General features: G+C 50.4%; 14 protein-coding genes. 9 read left to right on the forward strand and 5 right to left on the reverse strand.

Going from position 1 to position 19,858, the window contains the following annotated elements; genetic code table 11:
- Positions 1-39 precede the first annotated feature (39 nt).
- Positions 40-795, forward strand: coding sequence for a hypothetical protein (locus IPK01_00450; GenBank protein ID MBK7931969.1), 756 nt, complete (start codon positions 40-42; stop codon positions 793-795).
- Positions 796-806: 11 nt separating this feature from the next.
- Here the strand turns inward: IPK01_00450 and IPK01_00455 are convergent, their stop codons facing one another.
- From IPK01_00455 to IPK01_00470, 4 genes are read right to left on the reverse strand one after another with little or no spacing between them, the layout of a single operon-like run.
- Positions 807-1,934 (reverse strand): caspase family protein, encoded by a 1,128-nt coding sequence (locus tag IPK01_00455; GenBank protein ID MBK7931970.1) that lies wholly within the window; start codon positions 1,932-1,934, stop codon positions 807-809.
- Between the two features lie 33 nt (positions 1,935-1,967).
- A complete protein-coding gene (locus IPK01_00460; GenBank protein MBK7931971.1) occupies positions 1,968-2,687 on the reverse strand; it encodes a zf-TFIIB domain-containing protein in 720 nt (239 codons plus the stop codon).
- Positions 2,688-2,692: 5 nt separating this feature from the next.
- A complete protein-coding gene (gene aroE, locus IPK01_00465) occupies positions 2,693-4,207 on the reverse strand; it encodes a shikimate dehydrogenase (protein MBK7931972.1) in 1,515 nt (504 codons plus the stop codon).
- Entirely contained in the window at positions 4,204-4,965 is a 762-nt protein-coding gene (locus IPK01_00470; GenBank protein ID MBK7931973.1) for a hypothetical protein, read from the reverse strand. The genes aroE and IPK01_00470 overlap by 4 nt, the downstream gene beginning before the upstream one ends.
- Positions 4,966-5,228: 263 nt before the next feature.
- Here IPK01_00470 and IPK01_00475 point away from each other — a divergent pair, with 263 nt between their 5' ends.
- Positions 5,229-5,447, forward strand: coding sequence for a hypothetical protein (locus IPK01_00475; GenBank protein MBK7931974.1), 219 nt, complete (start codon positions 5,229-5,231; stop codon positions 5,445-5,447).
- Positions 5,448-5,533: 86 nt separating this feature from the next.
- On the opposite strand, the gene IPK01_00480 is transcribed toward IPK01_00475, so the two are convergent.
- On the reverse strand, positions 5,534-10,864 hold the full coding sequence (locus tag IPK01_00480) for a carboxypeptidase regulatory-like domain-containing protein (GenBank protein MBK7931975.1): 5,331 nt from the start codon (positions 10,862-10,864) through the stop codon (positions 5,534-5,536).
- A gap of 604 nt (positions 10,865-11,468) precedes the next feature.
- Between IPK01_00480 and IPK01_00485 the strand changes: the two genes are divergently transcribed.
- From IPK01_00485 to IPK01_00515, 7 genes are all read left to right on the forward strand, one after another.
- The gene (locus IPK01_00485; GenBank protein ID MBK7931976.1) at positions 11,469-12,578 is read left to right on the forward strand and encodes a tyrosine-type recombinase/integrase; all 1,110 of its coding nucleotides are present in this window, start codon (positions 11,469-11,471) and stop codon (positions 12,576-12,578) included.
- Between the two features lie 317 nt (positions 12,579-12,895).
- Entirely contained in the window at positions 12,896-13,087 is a 192-nt protein-coding gene (locus IPK01_00490) for a helix-turn-helix domain-containing protein (protein MBK7931977.1), read from the forward strand.
- Between the two features lie 171 nt (positions 13,088-13,258).
- The gene (locus tag IPK01_00495) at positions 13,259-13,969 is read left to right on the forward strand and encodes a hypothetical protein (protein MBK7931978.1); all 711 of its coding nucleotides are present in this window, start codon (positions 13,259-13,261) and stop codon (positions 13,967-13,969) included.
- A gap of 95 nt (positions 13,970-14,064) precedes the next feature.
- Positions 14,065-14,949, forward strand: coding sequence for a bifunctional DNA primase/polymerase (locus IPK01_00500; protein MBK7931979.1), 885 nt, complete (start codon positions 14,065-14,067; stop codon positions 14,947-14,949).
- A gap of 1,057 nt (positions 14,950-16,006) precedes the next feature.
- Positions 16,007-16,192, forward strand: coding sequence for a hypothetical protein (locus IPK01_00505; protein ID MBK7931980.1), 186 nt, complete (start codon positions 16,007-16,009; stop codon positions 16,190-16,192).
- A 1,843-nt stretch (positions 16,193-18,035) separates the two neighbouring features.
- Positions 18,036-18,467, forward strand: coding sequence for a hypothetical protein (locus IPK01_00510; GenBank protein ID MBK7931981.1), 432 nt, complete (start codon positions 18,036-18,038; stop codon positions 18,465-18,467).
- A 125-nt stretch (positions 18,468-18,592) separates the two neighbouring features.
- A complete protein-coding gene (locus IPK01_00515) occupies positions 18,593-19,792 on the forward strand; it encodes an NYN domain-containing protein (GenBank protein ID MBK7931982.1) in 1,200 nt (399 codons plus the stop codon).
- Positions 19,793-19,858: the final 66 nt, after the last annotated feature.

Below are 19,858 nucleotides of genomic sequence, written 5' to 3' on the forward strand. Positions count from 1 at the left end.
CTTTTTCTGCTACGATGTTGGTCGAAATAGCAGGTAGGTATGAATAGGATTTTAGCATTTTCATTCGTTTTCATCTTTGCGGTTACCTGTTATGGACAGACGAACGCCCCTTGGGCTGAGCCAAAACCGCATGACTATCCGAAATTGAAGAAACTCGGAGCACGAGTATCGGATTTCGTACCTAATGGTTTCAAGATAGTTAAAACAGTTTATGGCGATCTTAATCAAGACAATATTCCTGACGCAGCCGTTCATATTATTGGAACGGCTAAGAAATTTCTTAATAAGAACGACGGGTTAGGATCGGATATTTATGATACCAATCCCAGAATTCTCTTCATTTTATTTAAGAGTAGATCTGGCTACACCCTTGCTGAAAAAACAAATAATTTCGTTATTGCTCCGATGTCTCCGGTGAGTACCGAACCATTCCAAACCATGTCGATAAATAATGGGGTTTTGAAGGTTGAATTTGAGTTGTGGCAAAGTGCGGGCAGTTGGGGAGCTACAAATGCGTCTTACAAATTCAAATTTATTAATTCCAAGTTCATTCTGATAGGAGTCGACAGGCGAGACTATATGCGGAATGATTCAACCTATAAAACGCATAGCTTCAATTTCTTAACAAAAAAAATGAAGATAACGACTGGCATCCGTAGCGACCTTGATGAAGAAAATCCAATTAGACGAACGAAGCCTACCATCGTTTGGAAATCAATTAAGGCAAAGAGGCGATCACTTGCGTCACACGGTCCTGCGTTTGGCTGGGAAATTGAACCCGACATCTCGATCTGACATATTCGAAATTATCGTCCTTGAATTTTTCTGATCCGCTTCGACGAGACCCATTCGTTCTCATCTGTGTCGTAATCATCATAACTCACAAAATGCGAGCCGCCTTTGATGTTTAAGATATGGGCAGCGAACCACTGTTTTTTCCACTCGACCTCGACCTTTTCGCCGATCTTGTAGATCGACGTCACCTTTGGGATACGGATCATTTTTGCGGTGACCCATTCGTCATCGGTCTGTTCGTAGCCGTAGTAATGGACGAGAAATTTGCCGTTTTTGGCGTCAATGATCGTACCTTTGTACCAGTCATCGATACTGTAGGCCTCGACGCGTTCGCCGACGCGAATCGATGGAGCTTTGGCGGCATCGGCTAACTTTGTGTTCGGATCGAACGTGCCGGTATAGGCAAAGGACGCCACCTGTTCCTCACCGAACAACATATCCGCTTTCGCGTTTACCTCTAACTCTGCGAATGTAATTGCCCCGTCACGGTTAGTGTCGGCATGTGCTTCGCCGCTGAACGCTGAGATGATCGCTTCGGTAAACGTCCAGTTCCCGGTCGATGACTGGCTGGCCGACGACGAGGCCATAACGGCATACGAAACGCGGCGTTTTGAGGAGTTTACGGCATTTATCATCGCGCCTGAATAGCAATTATCCATCGCGATGATCGCGGTCGAGCCTTTGAAATATCGCTCGATCGCATCAGGCACCGCCGAAAACGGCCATCCGAGAACCCTATTTTCGTCGCTAACGTTATAGCTCGCGAAAAACGCCTTTTCATTATCGTCCTTGTAGCCGTGGCCCTCATAATAGACGATAAGCGTGTCGCCGGGCTGTGTGCGAGCGAGCAGTTTGACGAATTCGCTTTTGATACGGGCCGTCGTGGCCGACCTATCCTGCAGATATACGACCTGACTCGCAGGAACGCCGCGATCCTTTAGCACCTTTAGGAATATCTCATCGCGGCGGTTTTCTTTTGGAAACGATGCAAAACTCTCGCTGTCTTTCCATTCGAGCAGACCAACACAGAAAACCCAAGTGCGCTGTGGATCCCATGCCGAGGTTTGAGCAACCGCAAATTGCGACAGCACGAGAAAGACAAATAAAATCAGAACATAGTTTTTGCACGAAAATTTCATGTGATGGACATCCGTTTTTTCGCTTGTCCAGGGCTAATCGAAAAGACTGGCGATAAATCCCTTGATGCCGACTTCGTCATTGCCCTGATTTGCGATATTCATATCGAATCTTCGATTCTGAATTCCGAATTTGCGTTGTTCGTCTCTTAATTGATCGCGTTCGGCCTCGATCGCCATCTTTTCGCGCTGCCGTGCGAGGTCCATGCCGCCTTTTTGGATAAATTCGATGATCTTTGGCAGTTCGCCCATGTCAAACCAGACACCGTGCTGTTTGCAGATGTCAATAATGACGCCCGAAACCTTGGCGAAATTGCTGCGGTTCATCAGATTTTTGCAATCAGGACACGGCACGTAACTTATCGTCGCGGGATGTTCGACTGTTCGATTTCGCTCGCCTAAGAAGCCGAGCACCGCCGAACGCTCCTCGCCGCGTGAACAAAGATGCTCGAACGTCTCGACGTCTGCCCATATGCCGTCGCAGCGTTCACACTCTCGCATCTTCGTTTCGCCGATCTGGAGCAGGCTGAATTTGATCTTGCATCGCGGGCAATCGCCGAGTTTTGCTTCATCTACAACGGCAGTTTCAACAGCCCTCGCACCGCAATGGCCGCAGAATTTTGAGCCTTCGAACATCAACCCGAGGCACGAAGGACAAGCCATTGTCTTAAGCCGGCAGCGGCAAAACTCGCACTGTGTCCGGTCGCTCTCGACGCCGCCGCCGCAATTTGGGCAATTTAATGCTTCGACATTCATCGTCACTATTTCGGCATTCGCGCGACCAGCGAGTCTCGCATTAGATCCTCCGGAGCCTCGACGCCGGTCCATATCTCAAACTGTTTACAACCCTGTGCGATCAGCATATCAAGCCCGCCAATCGCCGGAATCCCAGCCTTTTTCGCCTCCGCGATCAACGGCGTATCCGTGATTTTGGTCACGAGATCGTAGACAAATTTCAGCCCCTTTAATTCATCGGCCCTAAATAACGAATCATTTTCATACTGCCCTTTCATTCCGAGCGGAGTCGCATCCACGAGGATGTCGAGATCCGATCCTAGATTTGAAATTTCAGATTTGAGATCTGAAATTTCCGAGAATTTCGCCCCAAATTCATCGGCAAAAGCTTTTCCCTTCGCCGCATCACGGGCAAAAACGGTCACTTCGGCTCCTTCTTGTTTTAGCGCATAAACACAAGCCCTCGCTGCTCCGCCAGCTCCGACGACAGCGACGCGGGAGTCTTGGAGATGACCGAAATTTGCCTTAAGCGGCGTGATAAAGCCGTGAGCGTCGGTGTTGTAACCAGTTAGTTTGCCGTCAGTGATCTTAACTGTGTTGACGGCACCGATCGCTTTCGCCGTCGGATCGATCGCATCGAGGTGCTTCATTATCGCTTGTTTATGCGGCATCGTGACAGAAAAACCGCCAAAATTTAGTTCGACCTCACGGGTTTTGGGCTTGACCATTCGAAGTATAAATTCGTCGAGATCTTTCACCAGAATCGAGAGGAAAACAGCATTCAAGCCGCGATCCACAAACGCCGGATTGTGCATATACGGGGATAGCGACTGAGCGATCGGATCACCGATCACACCAAAAACCTCTGAATGTTCATCGATTTCTTTGACGCGATAGACTTCTATCATGTCTTTCGCCGTTACCTGTCCCGGAGCAGTCTCATCGCCTGCTTCAAGCGACGCATAAGTCATAAACGCCCCATGTGCGAGGCCAAGAATGCGTGTCCATTTGCCCGCGTCGCCCATGGCGATCGGGATGAACTGTTTGTGTACGTCGTTGGCTCGTTCGAGGAGTTTCCAAATTGAAAGGCAGTCAGTGATGTCGTTTGGGGTTACGGCGAGTTTAGTAATCTCAGCACCTGTTGCGGACATTCGTTCGTAGATCGCATCAAGATCGGCCGGAACGCCAACGAGATCGTGCTGGGAAATAATTCTATTGGGCGATCCATTAAAAATATCAAATACGTCACACTCAAGATCGGCGCCCCAATACTTCCCGTTGATCGATCTCCAGAATTCTTTTCGTTTTTGTATCGAAGCCGCAGATTTGCCCCCTTGTTCGGCGGAACGATGCGTTGCAAGCAAAAGAACATCCGATTTCAAATTTGAAATTTGAGATCTAACTTTCGAGATTTGATCGCTCCGCAGACAATCGAACCGCACCTCGATCACATCAGCGAATTCCTCCGCTTGTTTGATCTTGGCGGTCATTTCGTCGGCCGTTTCGGCACAGACTGAGACGCAGATCTTGCCTCTATTCATGCGTTTGTGCTTTTCAGGTCCATTACGAAGCTGATGGAAAGTACTAGGCAAAATATCACGCAGATCGCACACGCGAGGATGATCGCAGTATTGCCTTGCTGCTCGATGGCAATGCCGGTCGCGGCCCAGGCGACAGCTAGCGGATATAGGAAATTGCGGAGTTTCACACGTACAATTATCGCTGCGAGAAGTGCGGCCGTGATAAATATACAGCCGAGAGTGTTCCACGCCGAAGCCGACATCTGCACGTCGATCGATCTCAGATAAATAACGAAATTGACGATTGACGCCGCCGTCACCCAGCCGAAATAGATACCGAACGGAGCCTTGGTGAAAAGCGCGTCGCGAGCGGATTGAGCTGTTTTGAGCTTGATATTTATCACAGCCAGCGTCGCGAGCAGTGCAAATAGTAGAATTACGCAAATGCCGATCGCATAACTGTGCCAGGCGTATAGCCATGCGCAATTGAACACGCAGCTAACAACATACAGCAGTCGTACCGACCGCAATCGTGCTAGTTTCGACGGCAAAAGCTGATATATCGTAAACGCGATCAGCCCGAAATAGATCAGGCCCCAGATCGAAAACGCGTAACCTGCGGGCGTCAGAACGGTTGGATATTTGTCGGAGACCACGTTGGTCATTACGCCGTTGAGGCGTCCCGTACCTGCGAGGGCATTAAATACGATAGTCGCAATTGTTGCAACCACGACTAGTATCGACTGCATCCGATCAGTGCTGTTTGGGGTAACGGTCATGCGTCAATTATGCCATTTTTTGACTGGGCAACAGGGCAGTTGCCGTAAAAAGGATCGCTCTTTTCACGATTTCGTATAAAATTAGCCGAAAACGTAAAGTTTTGTAAATGAAATTTGCGGGCAAAATTCGTTTACCAACCAAATACGCGTGCTTAACGTCAAAGATTCGTCTGTGGCATTAAGATTGCCTATGATAAAAGCGGACGCACTTTCCCTCTTTCCCCGAGAAGCGTTGATACAAGAGGAGAAAGTAAATTAAAGCCATGAGAGTATTACAAAAACTATTATTTGCGGTTGTGATGATAGCAGGCCTTGCGGTCGCCGCGTCGGCTCAAAAAGACGGCCAGGATCGCCCGCCGAAGGATCCGCCGGTCGTCAATCCGGGCACTAAGCCGCGGCCGACGCCGCAGCCGACGCCGCCGAAGAAGCCGAATTACGCGTTAGTTATTTCGGATCTAGGAGTAACACGCTACACCGTTTGATCTGTAACTGAATTCAAAGAGAGCTGCTCTGAAAATGAGCAGCTCTTTTTTTGTTTGAAAGTGCACTTCTGACCGGCTGCCCGCTGCTATCGTATGTACGCCGCCGGGATCGGAATATCACCGTTACTACCGAAATGGGTGACGTTGTACGATCCATTTGAGCTTTTAAGGATGTACCAATTTCCTTCGGACGGCCGAAATACGGCATAGTCGGTTTTGCCATCATGATCATAATCACCGGGCACCGGCTTGTCCGTGGCGACGCCCCAACTAGTGAAGCGGAAGCCAAAATCCGAACTCTGCATCACATACCAGACGCCGCTCGATGGCCGATAGACCGCAAAGTCTGTCTTCTTATCGCCATCAAAATCACCGACCAAGGGCAAGTCTCCAATTTGACCAAATCTGATACTGGACATATTTCCATCTGTACTTTGCATGACGTACCAGATGCCTTCCGTCGGCCGCCAAACTGCGAGATCGGTCTTGCCGTCGCCATCGAAATCACCTGCGACCGGGACATCGCCGTTGAGACCAAAGTGTCTTGCGTCGAATGCACCGTCTGAGCTTCTCAGCATATACCAGTTGCCGTCGCTCGGACGAAAAACAGCGATCTCGCTCTTGCCATCGCCGTCAAAATCGCCTGGGGCCGGCTGGTCGCCCGCGAGGCCAAATGAGACTATGCGGACAGTACCGTCCGTGCTGTTCATGATGTACCAAACGCCATTTCTAAAAACGGCAAAGTCGATCTTTTTGTCGCCATCGTAGTTACCCGGTACGACGACATCGCCGAATGCTGCGCCGCCGAATTGCGAGCTGGTATAACCGTTATCCTTAGAACGGGACACATGCCAAACACCGGTTGACGGCCGCCATACCGCCAGGTCCGAACCACCGTCTCCATCAAAATCGGAAAGCTGAACCTGCAGTGTGCCTGTGAAATCGGCGTTCGATTGGCTTGCCGCCAAGTTGAAATAGACACGACGCTGCGGTGAAAAAGTGTAACCATCCTTCCGTGCCCGCAAAACATAGTTTGCAAACGTCGGAATGTTCGGGATCGAATAATTTCCGGCCGCATCGGTCGATGCCGAACCGATCAGGGTGTTTTCAGTCGCCTGATCACGCACCTCTACCGTCACGTCGGCGATGCCATTACTGCCCCGATCGACTATCCGTCCGGATATGGCGACCGGTGATGGTTGATTCACCGTGATCTGAATATTGACCGACGTCTGCAGTCCGCCGTTGTCGCGAGCGGTCGCCCACAACGTGTAATTACCCGGAATTGTCGGCTGCCACGGAGCGTTGAAGGTGCCATTGTTCGATTGGCCGATCGTCGTAGACATCGTACTGCTCTGTGCCGTCACCGTCAGATGAACGACCTGTCCGTCAGCATCTGCAGTGGTAACGTTCACCGGTATTGCCGCCGGCATGTTGAAGACGCCGCCGTTCGTCGGTGTGTTGATCTGAACGGATGGAGGCTGATTTGCGGCCGACGCTTCAAAATCGATGTCGAATTGATCGAAGGTCGCGTTAAGCACCGTCACTGACGGCGGTGTAAACGTCATTCCTCCGACTCCTTCGGGCGTGATAGTGTAGTTGCCTCCCGATATAAGATTAAAGAATCCGTACGCGCCGAATGAGTTGGAGATCGATGTCTGGTTTACCGGACTTCCGTTCGCGTTCCCGGTCAATCTGACGGTAATTCCCTGCATCCAACCGCCGCCCGGATTAGTAATATCGCCCTGAAGCCGGATCGTCGTCGGTTGAGCGTTGACCGAGATCGACACCGTTCCCGTTTGAGCGATGGCGCCGCCGATCTCCGTTGCCCGGGCAAATACAACGTAGCCGCCTGCCGCAACATTTGTCCAATCAACCGAGTATGGTGCCGTTGTGTCAGTACCGATCAAAGTGTGATCGCCGTTCGGGAACCAACGAAAGAACTCGACCTTCGCGATGGAGCCGCTAGTACTCGATGCCTCCGCGGAAAAACTAACATTCGCTGGAGCGGTATACGTTTGTCCCTGCGTCGGACTCGTGAGATTGATGGTTATACCGGTTTGGGCCGTGGATGAGAAATTCTGATTCGGCCACTCGATGTAACCCAAATATGTGATGGCCCTGTTCGCAGGGTTAAAATCGTAGCCCGGACGTGTCGGCGTGATTATTACGCCGTCATTCGGCGTGGTTCCGAGTCCGGTGAACAAATAGCTTCCGGTGCTGTCCGTGACCGTCGTCGCCGTAATGTTCGGATCTGTAGGACTGACCAAGTTAAGCGTGACGCCGGCTAGCGGAGCGGAAGTGATGCTGTCCAGGATCTTTCCCGTAATTCGATGGTTTATCGGCGTAACAGAGATGTTGACGGGCTGTGAATTCGCAGTCTGTCCTTGCGAATTGAACGCCTTCGCCGTCAACGTGTAATTTCCAGTGTTCATTGCCCGCCAGGTCGTGGTCCATGGCAAGCCAGTCATTCGACCGACCAGTTGATCGTTCTGGTCACGTACTTCGACGAGGTTCACTGATGAAGAAACGCTGACTGCGATCGGAACATAAGAACCTTCGGTTAATGCCTGACCGGATGTCGGACTCGTGATCGAAACACTCACCGGATTTGGGTCAACGACGAATACATGAACGGTGGGTGTCGAAAACCCGCGAAGTCCTTTGCTGTCAGTCGGAATCGCGGACAGCGACCACGTGCCGACCGGAACGCCGGTCCATGTGAATTCGTAAGGCGCAGTTGTGTCAGTCGCCAGATTGATAACGCCGGTCTGGCTCGAGTACGCGACAAACTCGACTTTCGCGATGGCATCGCCGTCCGGATCCGTTGCAGTTGCCTGTATCGTGATCGACGCCGGTGCATTGAACGTCGTGCCATGTGCCGGACTGGTGATCACACCTTCGGGAGCTTGATTTGGCTGGATCGTAAAATCCGCAAATTGATTTGCCCCAAGACCCGTAAACACTACCGACTCAGGTAACGTCGTAAAACCTATCTTATGGACACTTACGGTGTAATTGCCTCCCGCCGGGAGATTTCCAAAATGGTACGGGATCATACCGCTGCCGCTGCCGTACGGCAATATGTACGATCGGGAAACGGTTCCGGTAACGGTCACAGTGATCGGCTGATTATTGCCGAACTGGGTTGGATCAGAAACAGTTCCGCTGATGCTGTAGGCGGTAATGCTCTCGTCGGTTGGAGCGATCTTGAGAACATACGCGTCCTTTTGCGAAGACGATGACGCTGCGTCACCTTTCATCGTTTGAAAAGCCCCGGGCGTTACCGGTATCGAAGTGGTGTGACCCGTTATGTATGCATTTCCGATAAGATCGGAAGCAACGTCATAAGCTCCGCCTTGACCCAACAGTGTCGAGAAAACAAGAGCCGTCGCGTCTGTATTGATCCGCGTTAAAAAGATCGTTCCGTTTGTGCCGTTCAAAGAATTCCTGAGCGGAAAAGTAAGCGGCCCAGTCGTCTCACCGGCGATGAATACATCGTTGTTTGGGGCCAAATCGATAGCGAAAGGCTCATCCTTGCCTGTGCCGCCGAGAAATGTGGAATAGATCAGAGACGAGCCGGTGGAATTCAATTTCGTGACGAATCCGTCTTCGCCGCCGTTGTAAGTTTGGTCAAACGCACCCGCAGTTGTCGGAAAAGCCGTGTTCTGAGTTTGCCCCGCGGCATAGATATTTCCGGCCGAGTCGATCGCGAGTCCGCGAACGCGGTCGGATTGCAGGCCGCCTCCCAGGAACGTTCCAAATGTTACTGCACTGCCGGCAGGATTCAGTTTTGCAATGATTCCCTCGATGCCGCCGCTGCTGACCGGCTGATACGAACCTGCGGTCGTCGGGAATGTCGCCGCCGCCGTTCCGCCGACCGTTGCATTGTTATTCAGGTCAAGCACTACGTCGTTAATGCCGGCATCGAACAAGGTCGAATAAACGATGTTGCCGTTCGCTGAAAGCTTAACTACATAACTGCCGGTGTAGAATATGCCGCTGCAAGTTGCCGGCGAATCGCACAATTTCTGTTTGTACGACCCTGGCGTTGTCGGGAAATTAGGAGACGACGCAAACCCCGCAAACACGGCATCGCCGGTCGTCGGATCAAAAGCGATCCGGCCGCCGGTGTCAGTATTGTTGCCGCCAAGATATGTCGAATAGATCAACGAAGATCCGGTTGGTCCCAGCTTCGCCGCAAACGCATCGTCCGTACCGCCGAAAGTAGTCTGGTAGGCATTAACTAACGGCATATCCGTCGCCATTGTGGTGCCGCTAAACAGGATATTGCCCACGGCATCGACCGCGACACCGCTTCCCGTTTCGCTGCCGTTTCGGCCGCCGAAATAGGTGGAGAAAACAAGCGCGGTTCCGCTCGGATTCAACTTTGTCACGAAAGCGTCGTACCACTGAACGTTATTTGTCGAAGGCGGATTTGTCGTTTTTAGCACTCCGGCAGTGGTTGGAAAATTCAGCGAGGCCGATGTGCCAACCACATACGCATTGCCCTGCGGATCGACCGTTATCGCTCGGGCTTCGTCGAAGACGCTGCCACCCAGATATGTACCGTAAGCGAGGATCGGATCGATGATCAGTTCCTTCGAGCGGTCGTATTCGGCTAAACGAAATGATACTGCGAATTCGCCATCGATCTTCTTCAGTTCATACGATGAGGCGACCTCAGAGCGTCCGTTTTCGGTATTCTGATAGACGATCGGCCTCATCTGCCGGATCGGCCCGGCACCCGTTTCAAAAACAAGATCGCCTGTCCGCTTGTCGATCCTTGCGTCCTTTGGACCGTCAAAGTTGAGCTTGAGTTGATCCGGATCAACACCCGGAGCCACAACAAAGTCATATTCGAGCTGCTGCCCGTTACCATAGTAAACGGCATCGATTCCCGGAATTATCTGTTCGTATTTTACCTTTGAATAGTTCGGAATTTCTGTTTGCCATTTCGACGGGTCGTTGCCTATCAGGTAATTTGTCTTGCTTTCGGTCTGGCCGACGCCTTCGATATGCGGCATTGGGTTTGCCGATTCGACTCGCATTCTGACAAATGATGACACGGCTTTGCGATCAGCTGTCGACGGCCTTTGCAGCGAAAGGATCGCTTCATTCTGTTTGAGAAACAGCGAGTAACCGCTTCCTCGCGCGATGAATTTGACGGTATCATCAGTTTGACCAATATTAGGCTCGAATTGGATCGGCAGCTTACCGTAAATTTCAGATAGCTCTTTTTTGTTTAGCTCTGCGATATTTTGGGTCTCTGCCGGCACATTATCGCTCACGGCAGCATCAGGTTCATCAATTTTCGTGCGCCTTTCGGTGTTTTCAGCCTCAAATATGGACAAGCTGACGAATATAGTTATGAAGAGAATTAAAATGAATTGTGCGGCTCTAATTAGGTTTTTCATGGTACTTCTTCCCAAATATCGTTAATTTCTCGTTTCGATAACGCTGTCCTCCTAAACACAGTGCCCTCGGCCGGAAAAAAAAGACAATATTCATAGTCGCCCTTGTCACGTCCTCGAACCGAGTCACGCTTGTCCACAAACAAGTACCAACTGCAATATCTATTCCGTTCGGTCCTGCCATAGACCGGCAGAAAAGAGATTCCTATTGTCTGTTGCGGCATGTGTTTACCACATATAACCCCGCGGCAACTCGATTTGAAGGATTTCGGCCGTGCGAAATTTCAGCCTCGACCGCGGAATTTCCCCCAATGATAAAACAAAAAAAGGGATCCGATCTGGATCCCTCAATAAGAACTGAATGGTGCCGTCTACAAGATTTGAACTTGTGGCCTATCGCGTGTGAATCGGAAGGGCGGACATTTTTATTACTTTCCACAAACGCCATTTTTATGTTTAACGCAGTATTTATCAGCATCTCACGTTGACTTTTCTTTCAGCACCGTTCATAGTAATACTAGCTAATACTAGCCATTTTGGCCGCTTTAGTGGGAATTTTAGTGGGAATTTTGGTGGGACTTTAGAGACGTGGCGAGCAATAAAATCAATGGAAATCAAAGATCAGGTCTTCAAAAGAAAGAGTGGAAAATCGAAAGGAAAATGGATCGCCCGGATCGAATACTTCGACGATTCCGTGGGGCGGTGGAAGACGATGGAGAGATCCTACGATACGAAGTACTCTGCGGGGGACGAACGGGACCGCCTAATAATCGAAATTAAGAAGTCGCACGGACAAATTCAGACGGGTGAACGGATGACGTTCTCGATGCTTGCGGACATGTCCTCGAAGGGCTTTTACAAACCCGCTGTTCTGGCTAATGGTCGAAAGATCGAGGGAGTTAGGTCCCACAATACAGCGATGAATCACCTAAAGGTTCTAAAGCAGTTTTTTGGCAAGAAGATGGTCGGGCAAATTACGACCCAGTCATTAAGAGACTACCGCACCTGGCGTTTCAAAATTGGCTCGCGACACCCGTCAATTAAACCGGGCGAAAAGAAGGAAGTTAGTATTTCAACAATTAATCGTGAGCTTTCAGCAATGCGACGAATAATGCGACACGCATACGCTCAGGGCTGGATCACTAAAGACATATTCTTTAAGTCGGATGTGATCCAAACATCTGCTGAAATCGCACGTAAAAGGCGTCTGTCAGAGGAGGAGGAGGTTCGCCTGCTCGCGGCCTGCCAGGGGGAACGGGAGAAGAAATATGAACGTACCCGTTTCGGCAAAACAGAGAGCATCACGGCCAAAACAAAAGTTGACAATCCTCATTTGAAAGCCATTATTTTACTAGCAATTGACGCGGGACTCCGACGGGGTGAGATTCTCAAATTAAGATGGGTAGATATCGATTTTCTCGCGAATAATATTCTCATACTCGGAACGAACACAAAGACGGAGGAGGAACGAATGGTCCCCCTGACCGAGCGAGTCAAGGCCGAACTTAAACGCGTCAAAAAGTTTACTCCGGGGAACGGCCTTTTCCGTTTGCAGATTTCAAAAGGAGCTGGAATACCGCGAAATCAATTGCTGTCATTGAAGACCTTCATTTTCACGATCTTCGACGCACCGCTATTACTCGCTGGATCGTGCAGGGCAATCCAATTGCCCTGGCCGGCAAAATTGCCGGACACGCGAACATCGCTACAACCATGAAACACTACACGAGCATCGACGCTCAAATCGTGCAGAGTTTTACCGAAAAGATGAATGCGATCCATACAGACTCTACGCAGACACGGCCACCGACGACGAAGTAGATTGAACTTCGATGACCACATCTTTGGGGTGAGGAGTTTATTGCCGCAATATATAGTAGGTACTGTGTATTGACAGAATGCTTCTGGAACCATATAGTCTTAGAGAAGTAATTCTGCTTCGCTCTTTCGAACCGGAATTTGCACGTTCACTCTTGCATCTCCCGGTTCCCACCGATTCGACTTTCAAACTCACAAATAAGGAAAATTATCCCAATGGACAATTCGAACGACTCACCTGAGTTCCTCACAAATAAGGAAGCTGCCCAGCTTCTAAGACTATCCGAAGTTACACTCTGGCGACTTCGAAAAAACGGCGCAATCCCCTTCATACGGATCATGAGCAAAATTTTGTTTCGAAGGTCCGACCTTGAAGGATTCCTGTTGCGAAACCTCCGTAACGCATAAGCCCCAGTAAGACTTCTAACACACAGACAAGTTATTTCCCGGCGAAGAAGGTGGGGCCTAATCTAGGCCTTGCTCTTCGCCTCCAACCCCTCACTCCGTAAGACATGGTCCGTGACGACCCGCTCAAAAACTACCTACCTAAGAAACCCAATGACAACATCATTAACAACAATGGAAAATGTATCCCCGAATCGTGCTTCGAATTTAAGTAATTACGAGAACGCGATCGGCAATCTCTTTCATCAGATAGGGCTCTCCGCAACGAGTAGCGACCTGATTCGCAGCTTGTTTCGAATATCTAAGGGTGAAGATTCGTTTGAAGCATCCTTTGCCGACATAGCGAATGAATTTCCAACTGACGCTACTGGTCTAAAGAAAATGCGAAGTCGGATTAGAGGGAGAATCAACAGGCTACTCAAGTGGCAGGCAAAGCACGGCGTCGATTTGATAGTTATCGAAAAGGGCACCCGCAAACTGACACAGACCGGAGAACATGAATACTTGAAGACAAAGTTTACGTTCTCCCTACTCGCCCCATTAGCCGAGGCCATTGCGCGTAGTGACATTGGCTTGATCGAGAAAGAATGTCCAAACATTTTGGATGCGGTCAAGGCCGCCGATGGCCCAGCAGGAAGGCTTCCCACCCTCTATGTCAGGGACCAAACGAAGGCAGACAAAAAATGTGTCAAAACCAAAATTATCAAGATGTACAAAGCTATAAAAGGGCCGGTTATGAAGTCTCCCATGGACTGGATACGTACTGAAGTCTTCACACCGATTGAAGACTTCCATAAGCAGCTCACGACCGAGCAAAATAGACTCAACTTCTTAGAGTCTTTCGAAGGGCTGTACCCCGAGCCCGCGTCGGTCATTCAGATCTAACAACTCACACCTCATCCGCCAGTGAGGGGTGTGTACATTTCATTACCTTCTAACCAGTAATACGCTCTGGCTTTCAGATAGGGACAATAATAGCAATGGACTCAAACATTATTCACGAAACCGACGAAATAGGAAGAATTCTAAACGTAAGCCTTGATCGACCGGTTCACCTTATGGTGGACTACGCACTCAATTATGCCGCCATGGGCATCCCGGTATTTCCGGTTCATGGTGTACGGGCGTATCAAGGAGGGTATATATGCGATTGCCGTCAAGGCGTAGATTGTAAATCCGCCGGAAAGCATCCGGTGACGCGTAACGGGCATAAGGACGCGTCGACCGATCCCGTTGTGATCAGCCGATGGTGGGCGAAGCCACCCATTTCCAATATCGGAATTCCAACGGGCAGTTCGTCAAAGTTGTTTGTCCTTGACGTTGACGGACCTACGGGCGAGGAGGCATTAGAGGACCTTCACGCATACTATCGAGCCCGCCAGGGTGACCATTTTGACTGCGGAACCGAAACGCTACAATCGACTACCGGTCGTGGGCGCCACTTGTATTTTAATTATCGGGAGGATAGGCCGTTTCACGGCAGTGCGTCCGAAATAGGTTCAGGCCTCGACATCAGGGCCGACGGAAACTACGTGGTTGCGCCCCCCAGCCTCCACAGATCGGGTCGAAGATATTCATTGGTCGGAGCATCAACACCTGTTCTTGACCCGCCAGACTGGCTTATGTACGAGATTCTACAGCGCGAAACAGGAATATTCGGTCATACCGAGCAGCCCCTTCGGCGCTCGATCGGATGTAACCGAGGCGAAGCGATAATGGATGGCACCCGAAACATCGACCTGTTTAAGTATGGTTGCGGGTTGGTAAACAGCCATCCACCGGACGAAGTGGCAAGGAGAATAACCGAGATAAACGCCGGGCAATGCGTGCCGCCAAAAGACGAAAAGGAGCTGGGGAGATCATAATCAATATCGAAAAATACCGGGGCAAGACGAACGGCAAGCCCGATTAAAGTCACGAAACGGCCCCCACTACAGAGACCAACTCGATCACGGCCACACCAGTTTTATCTCTTGGGCCGGGAGACCGCGTGATCCAGATGAGTATCGATTGGGGCCAGCCACATTGCAACGACAAAGTGCTTGCGGGCGGCCCAGACTAGCGTGGCGAGGACCAGGGCTATCGAGGGGAGCCGATGATAGTCCCGGGAATTCCCGTAGCCGCAACCCTGGCCCCAAGCACCACCGAAAAGAGCCCCCAGTATTCCCTACGGCCCTACAAAAGGCCATCTCAGAGAACATCTCAGTGACGAGGGTCAGATGTGAGTTCTAAGCAAGACGCCGCGAACCGAGGGGACTCGACGCGGCGTCTTGCTTAAGCAACCGAAAGTTTGGGATGGAGACTCTGAAAAAACTCAAATCCACAAGAGGGCGCAACACAATAGCGGCTCGTGTTCGTATGATATAATAGAGACGGTTGTCACACTCGCTCGACCCGCTAACCGGCACAAATCCGACGGTCCCACCCCACCACCAACATGCCTAAACCCATGTCCACAATGCGAATTAACTGACCGCCAGAACGTCGATATCGTGATCGCAAAAGATTTAGTCTACGGCATGCAGCAGGGTATGTGTTCGCTAGGGGCACATTTTTTATGAATACAAAACGAACGCGAAAAAACGCCCCAAAGGTGAGTGATGCAAAGAAGGTTGCAGTGCTTGTGGACAAGCGGATTGGTTTGGATACGGTCGTGGCGGTGGCTAGACACCATGGAATCTCAACCAACCATGTGTATAAAATCGAGCGAACTGCCTCGCCAGCTGTGCTAGCCAAGGTCGAGGCAGTGGTCAGCGATTTGGCTGAGCGACTGGCTCGGGTACGGGACAAAGCACTGGTGGCAATCGAAGACCGCCTGGGCGATGGGGAAGACATACCGCTGAACCAGCTGTCTAGCACCTTCGCTACGCTGTACGATAAGCATGCACTGAGACCAATCGACCGACCAGCAGGGTCGAGCATTTGGTCTCGGCAGACCAGCATGCCCTCGATTTCTTTGCCCTGTTGCAGACCAAAATGGACAGGCAAAGTGCCTTGGAATACCTCCGGAAGGCAGACCTCAAGCCACTGGTTTCGGACGGAACGCGAGACCGAATCGTGCTGCAGCTGACCAGCGGAACGGTCGAAGAGGTCGCCGTCAAAATTTGATGCACTATATGCAGGTGAAAGTGTGAGGCGAAAAACGCGAGCCCGATGCGAATCGATGATTGTGATGACGGCGACCTTCATCAGTTTGAGACCGCAAACCACTCGTGTCAGACGGTACGCGAGACCGTGTTGTCTTGCAGTTGACCTCGGGGTCTGTCGAGGGGTCGATTTAGCCATTTTTGCGCTCCCTTTGTTTGCAACGACTTAGCCTCAAAAAAGGGGGACAGGCTGTATACAGGATGCGACAGGCTGTATACAGGCTGTGACAGGCTGTATACAGGATGCCACACTCTTACTCTTACTCTTACTCTTACTCTAACCTTCGGTAAGAGTGTAGCCGTGCTTCGAACTGGCAGAGCCTCGGATGAGGAGAGCCCGACCGCTAGCCAATCGGACGGCTACCTCTGAGCGCCAGCTGGTCGAGCGGATGGTGGTCGGGGTCGGGCTAGCCAGCTGGCTGGGCAGGGTGTCAAGAAAGTATTGTTTGTTGACATCCGAAAACCAGCACGGTCGAACCAGCATCCACGGGCATGTGGCGAGGCAGATCGGCGAGGGGTTAATTGACACCCAGTTCTAGCCATCGGGATCGGCCGGCAGGGTGGCTAACGGTGCTGGCTGGCGGAGGTGGGCAGTCAGTGGGCCGGTGCATGGGTGCTAGGCACATCCGCTAGTCTACATGTCGAGCCACACGCCAGTGCCGGGGCATTAGGGGTGATGGTTCGGGGCTGAATAGGCGATTGCTGCGCCGTGAGCACACCTAGGGGCTCACTTCGGATCGAGAGAAGGCGCTAGCCGCCATTCGGGGGAATTTTTCAGTGGGGGCGCTCCTACGACATGGCACCGGGCAAGGGGTGGGTGGGGGGTGATGGACAAGGGTACTTGGCTTGGGGTTCGCTGACCGGGGGAGGGGCCGTCGCTCGCCAGTAACTCTAGGCACCAACTCCAGCGATCAGCGCTGCACCGACCCACCCCATTTGCTTTTCCAAAACCCTGAGCAAAAACGCAAAAAAAATTTCTAAAATTTTTGAAAAGTCAGGATTTGCTTGCTGATTCTAGTATTTCTAAGCTCCTCGAATTCAAGGGAATCAAAAACCATAAGGCTACCCTTCGGGAAGAAGACTAAGTAGCTAAGGGGCTTCAAACTAAAATGTGTAGGGAAGGCGACGCAAAGGCTTGGGTAGGCCCCGGCCGGCCGATGACCGCGGGGCTGAAAAAGGATCCAGATCCGAGCTCAAGGCCGGCGAGCTCAACCACTCGCAGATCGCCAGGAAGCTGAAGATCAGCCGCGGCTCGGTCATAAACTAGCTAAAGGAAAATACTTCGAAATCGTAATTCCGAGATAACATCGGGTCCCGCCCGGGGCGGACGGACGGTGTGCGTGGAACCCTATCACACGTTATCGAGGCCTTTCGGGAGTTGAATCGAATTTCCGATAGGGATAGAGACGCACGACACCAAATCCGGAATTCCGTCTTCAATATTTATTTGTGTAAATAGGCATCATTTCGAGAAGGGGGTAATGGGCAAAGGTACTTAGTATCAGCGGACATACCGGCCAGTGGAACAGTCTGCCCGGCCGTAGGCGTCTTTGGCAGATTACCGACACCTAAAGCTATACGGGAATCGATCATTCCCGAGCCCGGTCAACCGTGTGTAACGTTCTACTGAGCCTATTACGCTAGAATCATCATTTTATTGGAGATGTCGCGGCAATTTGAGAGTGACTGATAATACGTTCTTGGCTATTGTTGACTTTTGGAATCACACTTCGAATCTTGAATCGGTGAAAAAATCATGACATATTCCTTCAAGACTCTTGAGAACTGTCCGCCGAGGTAAGAACATGAGAAATGAGCTGAAAGGTCTCACTAGAAACAGTCCACGACCTCTGCAGGCTCTTTTCTTGGAGTTGTTCGATTGGTTAGATAGATTTGAATTTAAGAAAGAGCGAAGTGTTGATAGATCAGGAAAGCCCGGAGGTACAGTTAAGTTTACCTCGAAAGGAAATCAGGTTTGCTCACTACAGGTGTCACCGGCTAGGGATATTCACTTGCACTTTGGCACCGCATTCTTTGCGGAGCAAGGGCTCTTAGAAGAGCTTCGCGAGATAATATTTTTAGATATTCAGCCTCATGTCGTTGGTGATTCAAACGGCACTGCGTTATGGAAAACGAAAAGTGGGCAAAAGATCATATTAACCGGAAGTGATCTAAGCATCGCTGCCACCATCGTCGAAAAGCTCACACCTCTATTTGATCGAATTAGGAAAGAATAATTCGAGAAGTAGTTGCGATCTCGCAAACATCAGATTGATTCAAGAATCGTAATAACTCAAAAAGTGTTGCCTTAGCCCCGTAATCAAGACTTTCATACCGAAGGGATATAACCGGTGGTCAAACTATGGATTCAATTGAGCAAATTGCAGTATTTGTCGACATTGAGAACGTAATTGGTTTCTGCAATGAATTACGACTTCCCGTAGACCTCGCGGATGTCCTTGAAAAACTCAAGGAAGAAGGTCGAATAACCGTTCGTCGGTCATTTGGCGATATCACAAAAGCTCTTTCGGCAACGGGCCAGATTAGAGAGACAGATAATGTCCGGCGGATGCTCAGGGACAATCTTTTTTTTCATGAGGACATACCGTATGTCTCGCAATTCAAAAATTCTGCAGACATGCGGCTTGCCGTTGAAGCTCTTCACACAGCTTTCACTCTTCCAAGCATTTCAAAATTTGCGATCGTGTCCGGGGACAGCGACTACGTCCCGCTTTTCCTCAAGCTACGCGAGCAGAGTAAATCCGTAATCGGAATTACCGGCAGCGACAAGAGGACGGCCATTATTTATCGTAATGCATGCGACAGCTTGTTCTATTTTGAAGACCTAACAGGTCTATCAATCTCAAACGCTCAACTAGACCCTGCCCCACCGACTAGTGGGGACATAGCTGGTCAGGATGCTCCCGACGAGGAGGCGAAAGTTGACTATCAGGTATTGAAAGACGAATATGCGAGTCTTTTAGTAAAGTCAATCCAAGTGCTTCAGCAACTCGGCAAAGCCGCGACACCGTCAGCTCTTCATCCCCAGATGCGACAGCTTCAAGCCGACTTCGACTATGAGCGAGCAGGCTTCACGTCTTTCAACGAACTTGTTCGTTTCGCCGAAACACAAAACATGATCGTCGTCGAGCAGGAGAACAATGACCTGCAAATTTCCTTACCGGCCCAAGCTATCGATGCGAAGCAAGTAGTTTCGACTGCACAGTATAGGCTGTACTTGCAGGAACGATTGAAGTGCCAGTTGCCGGCAGTTGACTTGCTCAACGTGATTAGTGAACAGGCATTTGCCCAAATAGGGTTCAGTCAAGATGACGGGGTATTCTATTGCGGGACCTTTCCCACGATGTTACCGACGAACTCGTGTATAAGAATATTAATGTGGCTCAGCCCGAGGTTTATAAATATCTTTATTCTTTATACCGTGCAAGGTGCTTTATTTTTGAACCTACGTCATATGGTGAGTTTAATCCAAAGATTAAAGGGTTCAACGCTCAAAAAGACGAGTGGGACGATCATTTTGTCGCCGCTCAAATTCGGTTGATGGATCAAGATGCCGACCTGGCGATATACCCACGGAAACTCAGCATGCTCTTCTACGGAACTGAGA

It is taken from the genome of Acidobacteriota bacterium, assembly GCA_016713675.1.
In the GTDB taxonomy this organism is placed as follows: domain Bacteria; phylum Acidobacteriota; class Blastocatellia; order Pyrinomonadales; family Pyrinomonadaceae; genus OLB17.